The organism is Ruegeria sp. BG11, from assembly GCF_056538565.1.
This window is the reverse complement of the sequence record NZ_JBQFTH010000009.1, coordinates 126,859-142,201: the sequence shown is the minus strand read 5'-3', so window position 1 is coordinate 142,201 and position 15,343 is coordinate 126,859. Positions and strand designations below refer to the sequence as shown.

The 15,343-nt window shown below is 59.3% G+C and carries 19 protein-coding genes; 10 read left to right on the top strand and 9 right to left on the bottom strand.

From position 1 onward, the window contains the following. The first annotated feature begins 3 nt into the window (after positions 1 to 3). From ACR0JF_RS15620 to ACR0JF_RS15590, 7 genes are read left to right on the top strand one after another with little or no spacing between them, the layout of a single operon-like run. Positions 4 to 1,170 (top strand): D-alanyl-D-alanine carboxypeptidase family protein, encoded by a 1,167-nt coding sequence (locus ACR0JF_RS15620; protein ID WP_170375197.1) that lies wholly within the window; start codon positions 4 to 6, stop codon positions 1,168 to 1,170. Continuing rightward, on the top strand, positions 1,167 to 1,793 hold the full coding sequence (gene tmk / locus ACR0JF_RS15615) for a dTMP kinase (protein ID WP_170660728.1): 627 nt from the start codon (positions 1,167 to 1,169) through the stop codon (positions 1,791 to 1,793). The genes ACR0JF_RS15620 and tmk overlap by 4 nt, the downstream gene beginning before the upstream one ends. Before the next feature lie 3 nt (positions 1,794 to 1,796). After that, entirely contained in the window at positions 1,797 to 2,918 is a 1,122-nt protein-coding gene (locus ACR0JF_RS15610; RefSeq protein ID WP_170660727.1) for a DNA polymerase III subunit delta', read from the top strand. Then, positions 2,915 to 3,721 carry a TatD family hydrolase gene (locus ACR0JF_RS15605; protein ID WP_170660726.1) on the top strand — a complete coding sequence of 269 codons (807 nt, stop codon included), beginning with the start codon at positions 2,915 to 2,917 and terminating at the stop codon, positions 3,719 to 3,721. The genes ACR0JF_RS15610 and ACR0JF_RS15605 overlap by 4 nt, the downstream gene beginning before the upstream one ends. Next, positions 3,718 to 4,515, top strand: a complete 798-nt coding sequence (locus tag ACR0JF_RS15600; RefSeq protein WP_170660725.1) for an MBL fold metallo-hydrolase — start codon at positions 3,718 to 3,720, stop codon at positions 4,513 to 4,515. The genes ACR0JF_RS15605 and ACR0JF_RS15600 overlap by 4 nt, the downstream gene beginning before the upstream one ends. 45 nt (positions 4,516 to 4,560) lie before the next feature. Further along, positions 4,561 to 5,493 (top strand): AEC family transporter, encoded by a 933-nt coding sequence (locus ACR0JF_RS15595; RefSeq protein ID WP_170660724.1) that lies wholly within the window; start codon positions 4,561 to 4,563, stop codon positions 5,491 to 5,493. 59 nt (positions 5,494 to 5,552) lie between these two features. Next, positions 5,553 to 6,251 (top strand): CbiX/SirB N-terminal domain-containing protein, encoded by a 699-nt coding sequence (locus ACR0JF_RS15590; RefSeq protein ID WP_170660723.1) that lies wholly within the window; start codon positions 5,553 to 5,555, stop codon positions 6,249 to 6,251. A gap of 2 nt (positions 6,252 to 6,253) precedes the next feature. Here the strand turns inward: ACR0JF_RS15590 and ACR0JF_RS15585 are convergent, their stop codons facing one another. The 5 genes from ACR0JF_RS15585 to ACR0JF_RS15565 all read right to left on the bottom strand — a co-directional run bounded on the left by ACR0JF_RS15585 (position 6,254) and on the right by ACR0JF_RS15565 (position 10,613). Further along, on the bottom strand, positions 6,254 to 7,246 hold the full coding sequence (locus ACR0JF_RS15585) for a GGDEF domain-containing protein (RefSeq protein WP_170660722.1): 993 nt from the start codon (positions 7,244 to 7,246) through the stop codon (positions 6,254 to 6,256). Beyond that, positions 7,243 to 7,830 carry a heme NO-binding domain-containing protein gene (locus tag ACR0JF_RS15580; RefSeq protein WP_170467842.1) on the bottom strand — a complete coding sequence of 196 codons (588 nt, stop codon included), beginning with the start codon at positions 7,828 to 7,830 and terminating at the stop codon, positions 7,243 to 7,245. Before ACR0JF_RS15580 ends, ACR0JF_RS15585 begins: the two co-directional genes overlap by 4 nt. A gap of 106 nt (positions 7,831 to 7,936) precedes the next feature. Continuing rightward, positions 7,937 to 9,496 (bottom strand): trimethylamine methyltransferase family protein, encoded by a 1,560-nt coding sequence (locus tag ACR0JF_RS15575; protein ID WP_170660721.1) that lies wholly within the window; start codon positions 9,494 to 9,496, stop codon positions 7,937 to 7,939. Positions 9,497 to 9,618: 122 nt separating this feature from the next. Next, positions 9,619 to 10,311: an HAD family hydrolase gene (locus ACR0JF_RS15570; protein WP_170660720.1), complete on the bottom strand. Its 693-nt coding sequence runs from the start codon at positions 10,309 to 10,311 to the stop codon at positions 9,619 to 9,621. Positions 10,312 to 10,328: 17 nt separating this feature from the next. Continuing rightward, complete coding sequence (locus ACR0JF_RS15565; RefSeq protein ID WP_170660719.1) at positions 10,329 to 10,613, bottom strand: DUF3572 domain-containing protein; 285 nt, start codon at positions 10,611 to 10,613, stop codon at positions 10,329 to 10,331. Between the two features lie 89 nt (positions 10,614 to 10,702). On the opposite strand from ACR0JF_RS15565, the gene ACR0JF_RS15560 reads away from it, so the two are divergent. Further along, positions 10,703 to 12,100, top strand: coding sequence for a diguanylate cyclase (locus ACR0JF_RS15560; protein ID WP_170660718.1), 1,398 nt, complete (start codon positions 10,703 to 10,705; stop codon positions 12,098 to 12,100). Positions 12,101 to 12,105: 5 nt separating this feature from the next. On the opposite strand, the gene ACR0JF_RS15555 is transcribed toward ACR0JF_RS15560, so the two are convergent. From ACR0JF_RS15555 to ACR0JF_RS15540, 4 genes are read right to left on the bottom strand one after another with little or no spacing between them, the layout of a single operon-like run. Beyond that, a complete protein-coding gene (locus tag ACR0JF_RS15555) occupies positions 12,106 to 12,579 on the bottom strand; it encodes a periplasmic heavy metal sensor (protein ID WP_170660717.1) in 474 nt (157 codons plus the stop codon). Next, positions 12,576 to 12,929: a hypothetical protein gene (locus tag ACR0JF_RS15550; RefSeq protein WP_170660716.1), complete on the bottom strand. Its 354-nt coding sequence runs from the start codon at positions 12,927 to 12,929 to the stop codon at positions 12,576 to 12,578. The genes ACR0JF_RS15555 and ACR0JF_RS15550 overlap by 4 nt, the downstream gene beginning before the upstream one ends. After that, complete coding sequence (locus tag ACR0JF_RS15545; protein WP_170660715.1) at positions 12,922 to 13,536, bottom strand: RNA polymerase sigma factor; 615 nt, start codon at positions 13,534 to 13,536, stop codon at positions 12,922 to 12,924. The genes ACR0JF_RS15550 and ACR0JF_RS15545 overlap by 8 nt, the downstream gene beginning before the upstream one ends. 6 nt (positions 13,537 to 13,542) lie before the next feature. Next, entirely contained in the window at positions 13,543 to 14,010 is a 468-nt protein-coding gene (locus tag ACR0JF_RS15540; protein ID WP_170660714.1) for an EF-hand domain-containing protein, read from the bottom strand. Positions 14,011 to 14,223: 213 nt separating this feature from the next. On the opposite strand from ACR0JF_RS15540, the gene ACR0JF_RS15535 reads away from it, so the two are divergent. Next, a complete protein-coding gene (locus ACR0JF_RS15535; protein ID WP_170467859.1) occupies positions 14,224 to 14,619 on the top strand; it encodes a DUF983 domain-containing protein in 396 nt (131 codons plus the stop codon). A gap of 17 nt (positions 14,620 to 14,636) precedes the next feature. After that, positions 14,637 to 15,338: an NUDIX hydrolase gene (locus ACR0JF_RS15530; protein ID WP_170660713.1), complete on the top strand. Its 702-nt coding sequence runs from the start codon at positions 14,637 to 14,639 to the stop codon at positions 15,336 to 15,338. The last annotated feature ends 5 nt before the right edge of the window (positions 15,339 to 15,343 follow it).

The window sequence follows — 15,343 nt, the reverse complement described above, 5'->3', positions numbered from 1 at the left end:
CTTATGCTATCCGCATTGCGAACATCCGTTTTCACCCTCGGGATGGCTGTTCTGGCCCTGCCCGCCCACGCGTTCGACACCTCGGCGCGCGCGGCATATGTAATGGATCAGACCACAGGTACCGTGCTTCTTTCCAAAGACGCCGATCAGCCGCTTCCGCCCGCATCCATGTCCAAGCTCATGACGCTTTATGTCGCGTTCGAAGCCCTACGTGATGGGCGTTTGACGCTGCAGGAGACATTGCCTGTCTCGGAACATGCCATGAGCTATGGCGGCTCAACCATGTTCCTGAACACGCAGGACCGTGTGTCTGTCGAGGATCTGATACGGGGCATTATCGTGCTGTCTGGCAATGACGCTTGCGTGGTGATCGCCGAGGCGCTCAGCCCCGATGGGACCGAGGCCGGATTTGCCCGCTATATGACCCAGCGCGCGCAGCAGATGGGGATGAACAACTCAAACTTTGCCAACTCTAACGGCTGGCCTGCTGCCGGGCATATGATGTCCGTGCATGATCTCGCCGTCCTCGCAGATCGGCTGATCACGGATTTCCCCGAATATTACCCGCTGTTCGCTGAAGAAGAATTCGAGTTTGACGGGCGCGCGCCTTCGAACAAGCGCAACCGCAACCCGCTGCTACGGCTGAACATTGGGGCCGACGGCCTGAAAACCGGCCACACGCAAGAGGCCGGCTACGGCCTTGTCGGATCGGCCAAACAAGGCGATCGCCGGGTGATCTTCGTTCTCACTGGCCTAGACAGTACCGCTCAGCGGGCAGAGGAGGCTGAGTCCGTGGTTAACTGGTCGTTTCGAAATTTTGTCGAGAGGACAGTTGCCACCGAAGAAGCGCCGATAGCCGAAGCCAAGCTTTGGATGGGTGAGAAAAAGACCGTGGGTCTGGTGCCCGACGGCGACCTGAATGTTTTGTTCCCGGTTCTGGGCACCCAGAATATCGAAGCTGAGGTTGTCTATGACGGCCCCATCAACGCACCTGTTGCCAAAGGCCAGCAACTGGCCGAGCTCGTGATCAAGCCCGAAGGTCTGCCCGAAATCCGTCGCCCTCTGTTCGCGGCCGAGGATGTCCCACTGGGCGGTTTCATGGTGCGCATGATGACGGTCGGCGGCATTGTCCTGAAAGACGTAATCAATAACCCGCTGGAGTCGATGTGACGCAACGCGGGTTATTCCTGACCTTTGAAGGCATAGACGGATCAGGCAAATCAACTCAGGCCCGGATGCTGGCCGAGTCCCTCTGCAATGCGGGCCATCAGGTCGTACTGACGCGCGAACCCGGAGGGTCTCCGGGGGCCGAAGAAATCCGCAGCCTCGTGCTGGAAGGCGACCCTGACCGGTGGTCGGCGGAAACCGAGTTGTTACTGTTCACCGCAGCCCGCCGCGATCATCTGGAGCGGACAATCGCACCGGCCTTGGATGCGGGAAAGGTGGTGATCTGTGATCGCTTTGCCGACAGTACAAGGATGTATCAGGGCCTGTCCCGCGGGAACCTGCGGGCGGTGGTCGATCAGCTACATGACCTGGTGATCGGACGCGAGCCAGACATGACCCTGCTGATCGACATGGATCCGGACACAGGCTTGTCCCGCGCCAAAGGGCGACAGGGCACCGAGGAGCGGTTCGAAGATTTCGGCCCTGCCCTACAAAAACAGATGCGCGCTGGGTTTCTGGCGCTGGCCGATGAGTTTTCCGACCGGTTTCGCGTCATCGATGGCAATCGCGACATGGACAGTGTCGCCCACGATGTGAGAGATATCGTCGAGGCAGCCTTGCGATAGACGATGAGCGACGACACCCCAACCCCAGATCAAGCGCCCGGAGCGCCGCATCCGCGTGAGACCGCGCAGCTGTTCGGGCAGGACACGGCCGAGCAAGCGTTTCTGAGCGCCTACAACTCGGACCGGCTTCACCATGGTTGGCTTCTGACCGGCCCGCGCGGCGTCGGCAAAGCCACGCTGGCATGGCGGATCGCGCAGTTTCTGCTCGCCACCCCTCCGTTGGATGACCGAGGGCTGTTTGGCGCGCCTCCGCCCCCGGAGACTCTAGAGATCGACCCGGACCACCCGGTGTCGCATCGCATAACTGCTGGCGCTGAACCGGGGCTGGCGGCGATCACCCGGTCGTTGAACGATCAGGGGCGTCTCCGGAATGAGATCGTGGTGGATGACATCCGCAAGCTGGGCAAGTTCTTCGGCCTATCCTCGGCAGATGGCGGGCGGCGTGTGGTCATTGTGGACGCGGCTGATGAGATGAATGTCAGTGCTGCGAATGCCCTTCTGAAAATGCTGGAGGAGCCACCGGCGCGCACCACGTTGCTGCTGATCTCGCACCAACCCTCGCGCCTGTTGCCGACCATCCGGTCCCGTTGCCGCACCTTGCGTCTCTCACCGTTGGGCCCTGAGGATATGCAGGCCGCTTTGGCGCAGACCGGGGCGGAGGTTCCCAGCCAAACCGATCACCTTGCCGCTCTGGCCGCTGGGTCGGTGGGCGATGCGGTCCGTCTCATCAATCTGGGCGGGCTTGAAATCTATGCCGAGTTGATCGCCATTCTGGGCACCTTGCCCCGAATGGACCGTCAGCGTGCCCTCAAGCTGGCCGAAGCCGCCGCCCAGCGCGGCGCAGCCGAACGTTTCGAGCTGTTGCTGACCCTGATCGACGTGGCACTATCTCGTCTGGCAATGACCGGCGCGACAGGCGCAGCCCCCTTACCGGAAGCCGCCCCCAACGAGGCGGAAACTCTGACCCGGCTTTCGGCCTCACCCCATCAGGCCCGCAACTGGGCCGAGGTGGCGGCAACGATCACCGCCCGGGCACGTCATGGTCAGGCGGTGAACCTTGACCCTGCCGCGTTGGTCCTAGATACGATGTTCAAGATACAAGAAACCTCCGGTCAGAGCAGATGAGCAACACCCCCCAGATCACCGATAGCCATTGCCATCTGGACTTCCCCGATTTCGAAGGGCAGTTGGACCAGATCATCGCCAATGCAGCCGAGGCCGGTGTGACCCGCATGGTCACCATTTGCACCCGCCTGCGCAATGAACCCAACGTTCGCGCCATCGCCGAGGCTCATGCGCCGGTGTTCTATGCCGCCGGTACCCACCCGATGAGCGCGGCGGACGAGCCAATGGCGACGGTCGATGAACTGGTCGCACTGGCGCAGCACCCCAAGTTCGTGGGCATCGGTGAGACCGGGCTGGACTATCACTACACTGCCGACAGCGCCGAGGTGCAAAAGCAATCCCTGCGCATTCATATCGAGGCGGCCCAACGCACCGGCCTACCTCTGATTATTCACGCCCGCGCAGCCGATGACGATATGGCGCGCATTCTGACTGAGGAATACCGCAACGCGCCCTATTCCTGCGTGATGCACTGTTTCTCATCATCGGCCGAGCTGGCAAAGGCTGCCTTGGACCTTGGGTTCTATCTGTCGATGTCCGGGATCGCTGCATTCCCCAAAAGTCAGGAGCTGCGCGATATCTTCGCGACCGCTCCGGCAGATCGCATTCTGGTCGAAACCGACGCCCCCTATCTTGCACCGCCCCCATACCGCGGTAAACGCAATGAACCCGCCTATACCGCGCACACCGCCCGCAAAGGGGCCGAGGTATTCGGCATTGACTACGCAGATTTCGCCGCCCAGACACAGGTGAACTTCGACCGCCTGTTCTCAAAAGTGGCACAGTATAAGGCCGCCGCATGACACAGCTGCGCTGCACCATTCTCGGCTGCGGGTCCTCGGGCGGCGTACCGCGCCTTGGTGGGCATTGGGGCGCTTGCGACCCCGAGAACCCAAAAAATATCCGCCGCCGCTGCTCGATGCTGGTCGAAAGAGACGGGCCAGAGGGCACGACCTCGGTCCTGATCGACACCTCGCCAGATATGCGCAGCCAGCTTCTGGATACCGGAACCGGGCGGCTCGATGGGGTGGTGTATACTCATTCTCACGCCGATCATGTGCACGGCCTTGATGATCTGAGAATGATCGTCTTCAACATGAAGACCCGTGTGCCGGTCTGGGCGGATGGCGACACCCAGAATGCCCTGCTCGGACGGTTCGGATATGCGTTCATCCAGCCCGAGGGCTCTCCGTACCCACCGATTCTGGAGCTGAAATCTATTGACGGCCCTTTCGAGATCGACGGTCCTGGAGGTCCGATCCCCCTGCGCCCGTTCCGCGTGAACCATGGTTCAATCGACTCGCTGGGGTTTCGGATGGGCAAGCTAGCCTATCTGCCAGACGTCGCCGAAATCTATGACGATGCATGGACCGAGATGGAAGGGCTGGATTGTCTGGTCATCGACGCCCTGCGCCGCGCGCCGCATCCTACCCATGCGCATCTGGAAAAAACCCTGGGGTGGATTGAGAAACTGGAACCCAAACGCGCCGTCCTGACCAATATGCATATCGACCTGGACTATGCGACGGTCGAGGCTGAAACCGCCGATCACATCACCCCCGCCTATGACGGGATGGTGATCGAGCAAGCGCTGTAAGGCCCTGCCGTTTGCGGCACACATATCGCCAGAACCGGGGGCGATATGCTTCAAAGCCTGATTGACGTTATCCTGCCGGTCTTTCTGGTGATTGGCGCAGGCTATGCTGCGACCCGTTCGGGCTATTTCAAAGAGGTGCATGTCGACGGGTTGATGCGCTTCACGCAGGGCTTTGCAATTCCCTGCCTTCTGTTTTTAGCTATCGCTCATCTAGATCTCAGCGCCAGTTTCGACCCTCGACTTCTGGTCAGTTTCTATTCCGCAGCCGCGCTTTGTTTCACTGCAGGGCTATTCGGGGCACGGCTGATCTTTGGCCGCGATTGGGAAGACTGCGTCGCCATCGGCTTTTGCTGCCTGTTCTCGAACTCGGTCCTTCTGGGCCTGCCCATTACCGAACGCGCCTATGGACCAGAAAGCCTGACGGGCAACTACGCGATCATCGCCTTCCACTCACCGTTCTGCTACGGCGTTGGGATCACGGTTATGGAGATCGTGCGCAATCGCGGCCATGGCGGTACAAAGATGGTGCGCTCGGTTCTGTCTGCGATGTTCAAGAACGCGTTGATCCTTGGCATCGCGCTGGGCTTTGTCGTCAATCTCTCTGGGTTGGTTATTCCACAGGTGGTGGATGAGGCGCTGGAACTGGTAACTCGTGCTGCCCTGCCCGGAGCCTTGTTCGCGCTGGGCGGCGTGCTGGTGAAATACAAACCCGAAGGCGATCTGCGCACGATCGCATATGTTTGCGGGATTTCTCTGATGTTGCACCCAAGCCTCGTGTGGCTTTTCGGAACATCCACAGGGCTGCCGCAAGACCTGTTCCGCTCCGGAGTGCTGAACGCAGCGATGGCCCCGGGTTTCAACGCCTATATTTTCGCCAACATGTACGGGCGCGCCAAACGGGTCGCGGCCTCGTCGGTGCTGATCGGAACCGCCGCCTCAATCATGACCGTCTGGCTTTGGCTGACAGTTTTGGGCTAACACGCGCCTTGACATAGAGAACCGGCGACACACTTACCGCTCAGGAACAGGAGCCCGGAATGCCGCACGCCATCATCGTTGCCCATGGTCAGCCCTCAGATCCGGAACCAGCTGAGGCATCGCTGGCCACGTTCGCCGCTGAGGTGAACGCCCTCGCGGCCGAAGCGTCGGTCCATTCTGCAACGCTGGCAAATCCCGGCGCACTTGAAGAGGTGATGGACAGCCTGCCACACGACACGGTGATTTACCCCCTGTTCATGGCCAAGGGCTGGTTTGTTACCAGCGCCTTGCCAAGACGTATCGGGGATCGCAACTTGCGAATTCTGGACCCGTTGGGCACCGACCCCATGCTTCCCGATCTTGTCAGCGACGTGTTGAAATCGGCCCTGAAGGAAAACGACTGGAGCGCGGCTGCTTCCGATCTGATCATCGCCGCGCATGGCTCAGGCCGCAGTAGAAACCCTTCGACCGTTGCAAAAGACTTTGCCGAGCAACTGTCGCAGAGAATGACGTTCCGCTCGATCCGCGTCGGATTTGTCGAGGAACCTCCGTCGATTTCCGATGCCGCCAATGGGGCATCAGAGCAGTCAATCTGCCTGCCGTTCTTCGCCTGTCGCGGAGGTCACGTTCTGGAAGATGTCCCAGAAGAGTTGGACAAGGCGCATTTCCGCGGCACAGTTCTGCCAGTGATCGGCGAATTACCCCCGATACAGCGCCAAATCGCAGACACTCTTCAAGCGGCGTTTTCTACTGCCTGATCTCAGGATTGCGCCTTGAGCAACGTGGAATACAGACGGTGGCAGGATCGACCCTCTCGCTTGGCCTGATACAGCGCCAGGTCCGAGGCCTGCAAAACATCTTCGGCCCTCGGATTGTCAAAATGCGAGGATAAGGCCGTGCCGATACTTGCGGAAATACAGCAATCCTTGTCCTGAAAGCTCATCGGTTGGTTCAGTCTTTCGATCAACCGGTCTGCGATAGTTGAAAGCCGGTCGGTATTGGACAGGCCTTGGAAGATGATGACGAACTCGTCCCCACCGATTCGCGCTACCGTGTCGCCGTCTCGGGTTTCTTCGATCATGATTAGGGCGGCCTGTTGCAAGACAAAATCCCCTGCAGCATGTCCCAGCCGGTCGTTCACAGATTTGAAGTAGTCCAGATCGATTTGCATCACTGCGAATGACGAGTTCGACGCGGTCATCTGCCCTAGATGGCTGTCCATTGCGCGCCGGTTTTTTACACCGGTCAGGGTGTCGGTATAAGCCTGCTCCTCTGCCGCAAGCATTGCGCCCTGCAGCCTGAGGTTCAATGATCGCGACGCATCCATTGCGGCCGATTTTGCCTCAACCAGATAGAGAAGTTCGATCGCCAGATCAGTGCCGGAAAAATCAGCGCTGGTCAGGGCATAGTCCCGCACCGCGTCGAGGATCGAGATACCGAAGGACAAGTTGATAACCGCCCCTTCCCCGCCCGGAAGCGGTGCAACCAGCCCCTTGAGGGCCGTACGCGGCTCATCGTGAAACCTGAGGTGCAGATTCGCCCCGGCCATGGCCATGAGCGCAGGTTTGGTTGTCACCGTACGGGGGCGAACCATCTCAAAAACATCTAGGAAACTTTGCCTCTCCATGAGGCAATCCGGGCGCAGCTTCTGCAATGTAGGGCCGACGCGCAGGATGCGACCTTTCTGGTCAACCAGCAAAAACATCGGACACAGGGATTTCAGCAACTCTGCCAGATCATCCATCCGCGTCATGCGCCCCGCGCCCCCAAATCGAATTGCCGCCCCTCAGCAAATGCACTTTCGACAAGTAAGATCGAGATCACCTCAGCCTCGCCCTGCTGACCTTCATACGACAACATCACCAAAGCGCCGTAATCGTCTGCCATCGCACGCAAAACCCCGACCATTGCGCTGGCATATCCGGGCAGTCCAGGCCCGCAGGTAAGCTGGAATTCAGTCTGCGAAAGCTCTTGTAATTCAAGGGCCGGAAGAGACAGGTCGGACACGGCCAGTCGGACCCGATCCGCCAGATCATCAAGGGAATGGAGGAATTCTACATAAGTCACACCGCCAAATCGCAATAGACGACGCAGTGCTTCGGTATTGGGATGCGAGACCAGATAGGTTCCCACGTCTTCCAGAATCTCGGGGCGCGGCCGGGCGAGTTCCGTACTCAGCGCATCCAGCAGAGAGGCCGTTATCGCGTCGTCGTAGGTCAACATGGCCTCAAACTCGGAAAACCCCAATCCGGCCGAATCTGTTACGCGCTGCCAGCACGGCCGCCCGTAGGTTGCGCATACAAACGACTGTATCGCCCGATTGATCAGACCATGCATCAGATGCCTCAGATTGGTTGCACCCGTACTGTGGCCTGACAATCCTTAACAAATAGCCAAGAACCGCTGCTGATCAGCGGAAAGACCTCTTAGTATCATAGCGATATCAAAAATCCGTCGGTGCCCCGCCTTCGGCTTTACGGCGGGTGACGAACTCGGCCAACTCCTCGCGAATACCCTCGTCCAGAGCCGGGGCCTCAAAGCTTCCGATGATCTCTTTGAACATGTGATGCGCGCGTTCCGCGGTCCAAATACCTCCTGCGATCTCCCAGCCTTCGTAATTCTTCCAGTCGCTCAGAAACGGTTGATAGAAGGCGGTCGTGTAGCGGTCCTGAGTGTGCTGAATGCCAAAGAAATGCCCGTCATTCCCGACCGCACGGATCGCGTCCAGGGCGATCTCATCCGGGCCGGTCGCGGTGAGATCAGGATTCATATACCTCTGAATTTGCTGAAGGATTTCGCAATCCATGATGAACTTTTCAGGACTTGCGATCAACCCGCCCTCAAGCCATCCCGCCGCGTGATAGACCATGTTGGTCCCCGACTGCACCGACGCCCAGAGCGAGTTTGACGTCTCCCACACCGATTGCCCATCCGGCACATTCGCCGCACAGACGCCTGACGATCGCATCGGCAGACCATAGAAGCGCGCCATCTGGCCCGTCATCTGAGTGGCCCGCATATACTCTGGCGTCCCAAAAGCCGGGGCCCCGGATTTCATATCCACGTTCGAGGTAAAGGTTCCAATCACGCAGGGAATCCCCGGGCGCACATACTGGAATAGAGCGATAGCACAGAGCGCTTCGGCCAGAGATTGCGCCACCGCACCAGCGATGGTGACGGGGGCCATCGCTCCGGCCAAGGTAAACGGTGTGACCACAATCGCCTGACGACGCCGCGCCAGACGCAAGCAGCCGTCAATCATCGGGTGGTCGTGCTTCAGCGGTGAGGTCGAATTGATGTTGGTGTACATCCGCGGCGTGGCCTCGAACTCTTCATGACTCAACCCGCCCGCGATGCGGACCATCTCCATCACGTCTTCCACCCGCTCTTTACCCAGAGAATAGGCGTGCATCGCCTTATCCGTCAGGGTCAGCTTGTCATAGAGCACGTCCAGATGGCGGATGCTGGCGTGAATATCAACTGGCTCGACCGGGTAGCCACCGGCAAAATGGATGCAGTTGAAATACTGTGTCAGCTTCAGCAGGTTACGGCACATCTCGCGGTTGCCGGGCACCTTGGTTCCGATTTCCATATCCCAGTAATTCGGAGGCGAGGAGACGTTGCCAAACAGGATGTTCCGCCCACCAATCTCGATCTTTCGGTCGGGATTGCGCGGCGTGATCGTGAAACGGCTGGGGGCTTTTGCCACCATCTCCATCACGAAATCGCGGCCCATCCGCACGTTGTCACCGTTTATCGTACAGCCCGCCTCACGCAGGATGCCGATCGCTTCTTCGTTATAGAACTCGACCCCGATCTCTTCGAGAATTCGCATGGCACCGTCGTGGATTGCCTCGATCCCGTCCTGATCCAGAGGCTCGGTAGGCGCATCGATATTGACTGGAGGGTTCCACGGCATCTGATCAATAGCCGCACTTCCCCTGCGCTCGGCAGCGCCCGCGCGCCCTCCACTACGACGTCTGCGCGATTTGGTTCCGGCCATGTTCGTCTCCCTGCCAGTTGCCTGCTCTCATGCAAGCCCGGGAAAGCGGGAACAGGCCGTTCCATCTGCGACAGATTTTGTCGTTTACAAGCTTTGAACCGCCGGAAACGGATTCTGCAGATCTAGTTATCCGCCAACCAAGCCGGAATATGACCAATATCGGGCAAGACCACATCCGCCATCGGGGCCAGAACGTCGGCTTTGGCGAGACCGGTGAGGACGCCGATCGTAGTCATCCCTGCCGCCCGCCCGGCCTGCAGGTCGTGCAGGCTGTCGCCAACCATGGCGATGCGATCAGGCTGCACGCCGATATGCGCGGCGAAGGCCAGCAATTGGCCTGGGCCGGGTTTGAACCCATGACCACTGTCATAACCGGCAATGAAATCGAAATGGTCTTTGACGCCCACCGACTCCAGATGCTGAAACGCCGGGTACTCGCTGTCATTTGTGGCGACCCCCAGCTTGAGGCCGGCCTGTTTCAACGCCTCCAGAAACGGCCCCAACGGCACCGCCTGCGCTTGCGGCGCGGCTGCGGCCTCGGCATTCATCAACTCAATCAAGGCGTTGCGCGGCATGCCATCGACATGCGGCAATAGGGCTTCTGCGATTTCCTCAACGGTTCCCGCAATCACGACGCTATCAGGAGAATAGGTTTCACTCTCAAGGTCGAAGCCGATGATCCGACCCAGTTCCGCCGCACGGTCCCCGTCATTCTCGGCCAAGCGCAACAACATGGTCCGTCCGAACGTGCCCCAAGTGTTGGCGAAGTCAAACAGCGTGCCGTCCTTGTCGAACACGATCGCATCTATTGGCATGAAAAGCTCCTGCAGAGTCAGGTCCAGTGAACGTCGGAACCACCCGACAACACCGCTTGCGCCTGAGCGGGTTGGTCATACGGCACCGCCGCCGCGTCACAAAATGCCATGATCCACGAATCGTCAAGCATCAGGAAATCCAGAACCGAGGCTAGAAAATCGGGCTCACCTGCCCTGTCGCGCAGATCATTCGCTGCGGCGCCGGTCGAGCCCAGAAAAATGGGCAAAAGCTCCTCATTCCCGACTATCCATCCGAGGGCATTCAGGGCAAGAGTTTGGGCGGAATCTTCGGAAATCGACATAAACTGGCCTTAGTTCCCTGTCTTGGAAAGGGTTTGTTAACCAGACTCATAAACACTTTGTTCACGCATGCAATCAATGGTGAGCGACTATGTCCGTGCAGGGAACCATCCTTGTTTTAGATGGGGTATCCACAAACCGCATCATGCTGAAGGTTCAGCTGACGGCGGCGTGGTACCACGTGGTGCAAGGTGAGAAATTGGAAGGCCTCGCCGCGCTCTTGCGGCGAGTGCGGCCTGATCTAATACTGACCGCGCAAACGCTGCCCGACGGCACAGCGGCGGACGTCAAAAGCCTGATTACGGAAAATCCGGCCTTAGGCGACGTGCCCGTGGTGGCCCTGACCGCACAGAATGACAAGCAAGCTCGATTGCGAGTTTTGGCGGATGGTCTGGATGATGTTTTGACCCACCCGTTCAAGGATACACTGCTGCTCGCCCGTATCCGTAACCTATTGCGCGCACGAGCTGACACGCAGGACCTGCAATTCCGCGAGGACCCCCAGTCTCTTGGCCTGGCCGAGCCGGAGACCCCACACGTTGCAGCCCCCAAACGGGCCCGCGTTGCGGTTCTTGCACAAACGCCGCGCAACGGCGCGCTTTGGCAAAAAGCCCTTTCCGTCCAGTCCCGCTACGCTCTGAACTCGCACAACCAATCAGACCTTCAGGCCTTGCTCTCTGGCCCGGTCCCGGATGCAATCGTGGTCGAGCTGGATGCAGACCGATCCGCGCTGAACATCCTCGCCGACCTCAGATCACGCGGGGCTACACGTCATACGGTTCTGATCGGGGTGCTGAGCGACAACAACGCCACCCGCGCGTCCGAGGCGCTGGACCGGGGGGCAGATGCCGTCTGTCTCGGCGGGTTCTGCGCAGATGAGATCGTCTTGCGGCTGGGCAACCAGATTGCCCGCAAAAGTCGAATGGACCAGATGCGGGATTCGCTGAAGAAAGGGATCGCGGAATCGTGGATTGACCCTCTGACCGGGTTGCAGAACCGCCGCTATGCCATGAGAGCCATCCATCAGATTGCACAGCAATCGGCACAGACCGGGCGGGGTTTTTCCCTGATGCTGGCCGATCTGGATCATTTCAAGGCGATCAACGACGAATACGGTCACGCCAGTGGTGATTTAGTGCTGACTCAAGCAGCGGCACGGATGCAACAGGTCGTCGGTAAGGCCGGATTCGTCGCACGTATCGGCGGGGAAGAGTTCATGATTGCCATCCCCAACATCTCGCGCGCCAAGGCGCTGACAATGGCCAGCACCCTGTGCGAGGCGATCTGTGCAGTACCTTTCCGCCTGCCCGATCAGCGCACACCGATTTCCGTAACCATAAGTGTGGGACTGAAAATGTCTGCTCCTGCCTACCTTTCACGCGACGAGGCCGAACCTGTCGAGCAGTTGATCAAATCCGCAGACAAAGCGCTCTACGCGGCTAAGCAAGCCGGGCGCAACCAAGTGCAGATCAGGCAAAGCGCGGCCTGATCGCCTCAGTGCTTTTTCTTGTGACCGCGTGGGCCGCGTTTGACGACTTCTTCCAGACGAGTCGCATAGGTCTGACGCTCCTCGTCGCTCATCTGCGTAACCAGAACCAACCATTTTTCTTGAAGTGCGGCCTGCAAGTCCGCGGTCGCCTGCGCCTGCTGCTGCAGCAATAGTGTGACGGTTTCGGGATCAAAGGGAACAGCCCGCAACGCTTCAGTCACGGCCATGAAGTCCTGCGATCGCCCCTTGGCCCCTTTGCCGTGCAGGCCTGACAGCTCTCCCCTCAAGGATTTGCGGTCCTCTTTCGGCAAAGCACGGTACAATGCGGGTCCAAAACCCGGCGGTGCCTTGGCGTGATCGCTATTCTTCAGCCGCAATACGCTGCCGACCGCCACCCCTATGATCAACAGGTTAATCGCCAGGGAGAGGGTCAGAAAGATCGGCATCCAACGACGTTTCGGTTTTGGATCAGTGTTCATTCCGTACTCTCCAGAAAACTGGTGTCAAATCCAAGGTCGGCCGCCAGAACGCTGCCATCCGTTGCGCCGAACAGGCCGACCGTATCCGGCAGAACGGCAGGCGCAAAAAAACCAATGAAAATCCCGGTGACACTAGCAGCGGCCAAGCCGCTGAAGCCCTGCCATCCACCGATATTGTCCAGAAGGCGTGACCACAGGGACCGTTCAGGGCGCGTGTGTTTCGCCAACCGCCCTAGCCGAGTGGTTTCGGCGTCTGTCTGGATACGCACGGCAAGATCATCCGGCAACTCGGGTCGGTCATTGCGCGCCTGAGCAAACAGGTTTTCCAGTTCCATGTCGTCATCAGCCATCGTCATACCCCAGTTCTTCCCGCCGTCCGGCCAATATGGCCGACAAAGCCCGCTTTCCACGTGCGGTCAAGCTCTCGACCGCTTCTATCGATAGGCCCATGACCCCGGCAATATCGGGGTTGGACAGTTCCTCAATATGCCTCAAAACGACGGCCTGTCGCTGTCGGTCGGGCAATTGCATAAGCGCGACCTGCAACGCATCATGGCGCGCCGTATCCTGCATTTTCTCAACCACGCTGGCCGCGTTGTCGGGCGGCTCAGCTTCTTCGGGTAGCTGCTCAGGCGTCTTTTTGCGCTTGCGGTCCAGACACAGGTTCAGCGTCACCCGATAAAGCCAGGTTGACACTTTGGCCGTGCCAGGCACCCATTTAGGGGCCATCTGCCACAGCCGCATCATGGCATCCTGCGTCACATCCTCGGCCTCGGCCCGATTCCCCAGCATGCGCAGAGAAACCGAGTAGCAACGCGGGCCCAGTCGGTCCGTCAGGATCCGCGCAGCGCCAGCGTCGCCATCGGCAAACATCCTCAGCAACCTATCGTCACCAAGGTCGCCCGCGGTGCAACTCGCACCGCGAACGTCTTGAGGGTGGGAGGTCAGATCCTCCATCCTGCATCAGCTATCGTCAGCGTCCGATTTCTGGCGCTTTTTGTGATGCTTGCCCATCTTGTCTTTTGCATCTGCAAATTCCTGTTCCGAGATACCGCCGCTGCTATCCGCGTCGATCCGATCAAACATCTTGTCAGCCCGGCGCGGTTTGGGCAACTCATCGGTGCTGAGAACCCCATCGCCATTCGCGTCATGCTTCTCGAACATCTTGGTCACGCGATCATTGACTTTCTGTTGGGCCGCGGCCTGCATCTCCTCAAAGCTTATCTGTCCGTCACCGTCAGTATCCGCCTTTGTGAAGCGCTGCGCGCGATGGGCCTGCATCTCTTCCTTCGTGATCTGGCCGTCCGCATTGGCGTCCAGTTCCTGAAACGAGACAGGCTCACGATCCTTTGGGCCTGCTGCCAGTGCCGACGTACCTGTGATCGCCACTGCCGACAGAACGATTGCCGGGATGAATTTCGAGTTCTTCATATCGGTTTCCCCATATTGGCGCGACCTGATTGCCGCTGCTCATACCCATTCAAACGCGGCACCAGCGTGTTTCCGTCGAAAAAAGTTTACCGAAGGATCAGCGGGTCACAAACGCTTGTCCGGACCGGGCGATGCAAAGCGACGCACCCCCCTTTTCTATTACGGCAAACAGGCCCATTATCCGCCAAAGATAGATGCGCGAGTTACATTATCATGGATCAGACGATCACCCCCGCAGTGGAAGAAGAGCGCGAAACATGGCCTGCTTTGGTCAAAGGCTTTCGTTGCAAATGCCCGAAATGTGGCGAAGGCAAGCTGTTGCATAGCTACCTGAAGGTCAACGACAGCTGCTCAAATTGCGGGCAAGAGCTGTTTCACCACCGCGCAGATGACGGCCCCGCCTATCTGACGATTCTGCTGGTGGGACACCTGCTTGCCCCTGCGCTTCACGTGTCATACGTGCATTGGCGACCGGACCCGTGGACCATGGCCATCGGGTTTTCCGTCGGCTGCATAGCGCTGTCGCTGTTCCTGCTGCCTCGCCTGAAAGGGGCGGTCGTAGCCTATCAATGGGCGCGGCGCATGCATGGGTTCGAGAAAGCCGCGTGACCGCAGCGGGCACCAGCATGAGCGTCGACAAGACCGCCATCCGCAACGCCGCCACCGTCATCGTATTGCGGGACCGTTTCACCGCGCCGTCGATCCTGATGGGGCAACGCGGCGCCAAAGCCGCGTTCATGCCCAACAAATTCGTGTTTCCAGGCGGCGCGGTCGACCCCGAGGATGCAAGCATCCCACTGGCCGCCCAACTGCCCCAACTCTGCTATGATCGCTTGGCCGAGCAGGCCGAGGCTGACCTGCAGCAGGCGCTTGCCGTCGCAGCCATTCGAGAGTTGTGGGAGGAAACCGGGATGGTCCTTGGCCAACCCGGTGAATGGGATAGCGATGCTCCGTCGGATTGGGTCAGCTTTGCAGCTTTGGGCTACAAACCCTCGGCCGAGGCGCTTCAGTTCGTGTTCCGGGCCGTTACCCCTCCGGGTCGGCCCAGACGGTTTGATGCGCGGTTCTTTCTGGTCGATGCACAGGCGATTCACGGCGATCTGGACGATTTCAGCCGCGCCTCGGATGAGCTGTCGCACCTGCAATGGGTCAAACTGGACGAGGTTCGAGACTTCGACCTGCCCTTCATCACCGAGGTCGTGCTGGCCGAGATCACAGCCCGGGTCACCGACCCGACACCGCCAACCTCTGTTCCGTTTTTTCTAAACAATGATGAGGCCAGCCTGTTCCAAAGGCTCAGGGGGTACCCCATGCCCGAGGTTGACTGACCCCA

Bases quoted from the DNA above. Each gene is read 5' to 3' on its own strand.
- ACR0JF_RS15535 (WP_170467859.1), top strand. From the start codon at position 14,224: ATGGATCAGACGATCACCCCCGCAGTGGAAGAAGAGCGCGAAACATGG.
- ACR0JF_RS15595 (WP_170660724.1), top strand. From the start codon at position 4,561: ATGCTTCAAAGCCTGATTGACGTTATCCTGCCGGTCTTTCTGGTGATT.
- ACR0JF_RS15600 (WP_170660725.1), top strand. From the start codon at position 3,718: ATGACACAGCTGCGCTGCACCATTCTCGGCTGCGGGTCCTCGGGCGGC.
- ACR0JF_RS15580 (WP_170467842.1), bottom strand. From the start codon at position 7,830: ATGCATGGTCTGATCAATCGGGCGATACAGTCGTTTGTATGCGCAACC.
- ACR0JF_RS15585 (WP_170660722.1), bottom strand. From the start codon at position 7,246: ATGACGCGGATGGATGATCTGGCAGAGTTGCTGAAATCCCTGTGTCCG.
- ACR0JF_RS15575 (WP_170660721.1), bottom strand. From the start codon at position 9,496: ATGGCCGGAACCAAATCGCGCAGACGTCGTAGTGGAGGGCGCGCGGGC.
- ACR0JF_RS15550 (WP_170660716.1), bottom strand. From the start codon at position 12,929: ATGGCTGATGACGACATGGAACTGGAAAACCTGTTTGCTCAGGCGCGC.
- ACR0JF_RS15560 (WP_170660718.1), top strand. From the start codon at position 10,703: ATGTCCGTGCAGGGAACCATCCTTGTTTTAGATGGGGTATCCACAAAC.
- ACR0JF_RS15570 (WP_170660720.1), bottom strand. From the start codon at position 10,311: ATGCCAATAGATGCGATCGTGTTCGACAAGGACGGCACGCTGTTTGAC.
- ACR0JF_RS15565 (WP_170660719.1), bottom strand. From the start codon at position 10,613: ATGTCGATTTCCGAAGATTCCGCCCAAACTCTTGCCCTGAATGCCCTC.
- ACR0JF_RS15610 (WP_170660727.1), top strand. From the start codon at position 1,797: ATGAGCGACGACACCCCAACCCCAGATCAAGCGCCCGGAGCGCCGCAT.
- ACR0JF_RS15545 (WP_170660715.1), bottom strand. From the start codon at position 13,536: ATGGAGGATCTGACCTCCCACCCTCAAGACGTTCGCGGTGCGAGTTGC.
- ACR0JF_RS15555 (WP_170660717.1), bottom strand. From the start codon at position 12,579: ATGAACACTGATCCAAAACCGAAACGTCGTTGGATGCCGATCTTTCTG.
- ACR0JF_RS15605 (WP_170660726.1), top strand. From the start codon at position 2,915: ATGAGCAACACCCCCCAGATCACCGATAGCCATTGCCATCTGGACTTC.
- ACR0JF_RS15590 (WP_170660723.1), top strand. From the start codon at position 5,553: ATGCCGCACGCCATCATCGTTGCCCATGGTCAGCCCTCAGATCCGGAA.
- ACR0JF_RS15540 (WP_170660714.1), bottom strand. From the start codon at position 14,010: ATGAAGAACTCGAAATTCATCCCGGCAATCGTTCTGTCGGCAGTGGCG.
- ACR0JF_RS15530 (WP_170660713.1), top strand. From the start codon at position 14,637: ATGAGCGTCGACAAGACCGCCATCCGCAACGCCGCCACCGTCATCGTA.
- ACR0JF_RS15620 (WP_170375197.1), top strand. From the start codon at position 4: ATGCTATCCGCATTGCGAACATCCGTTTTCACCCTCGGGATGGCTGTT.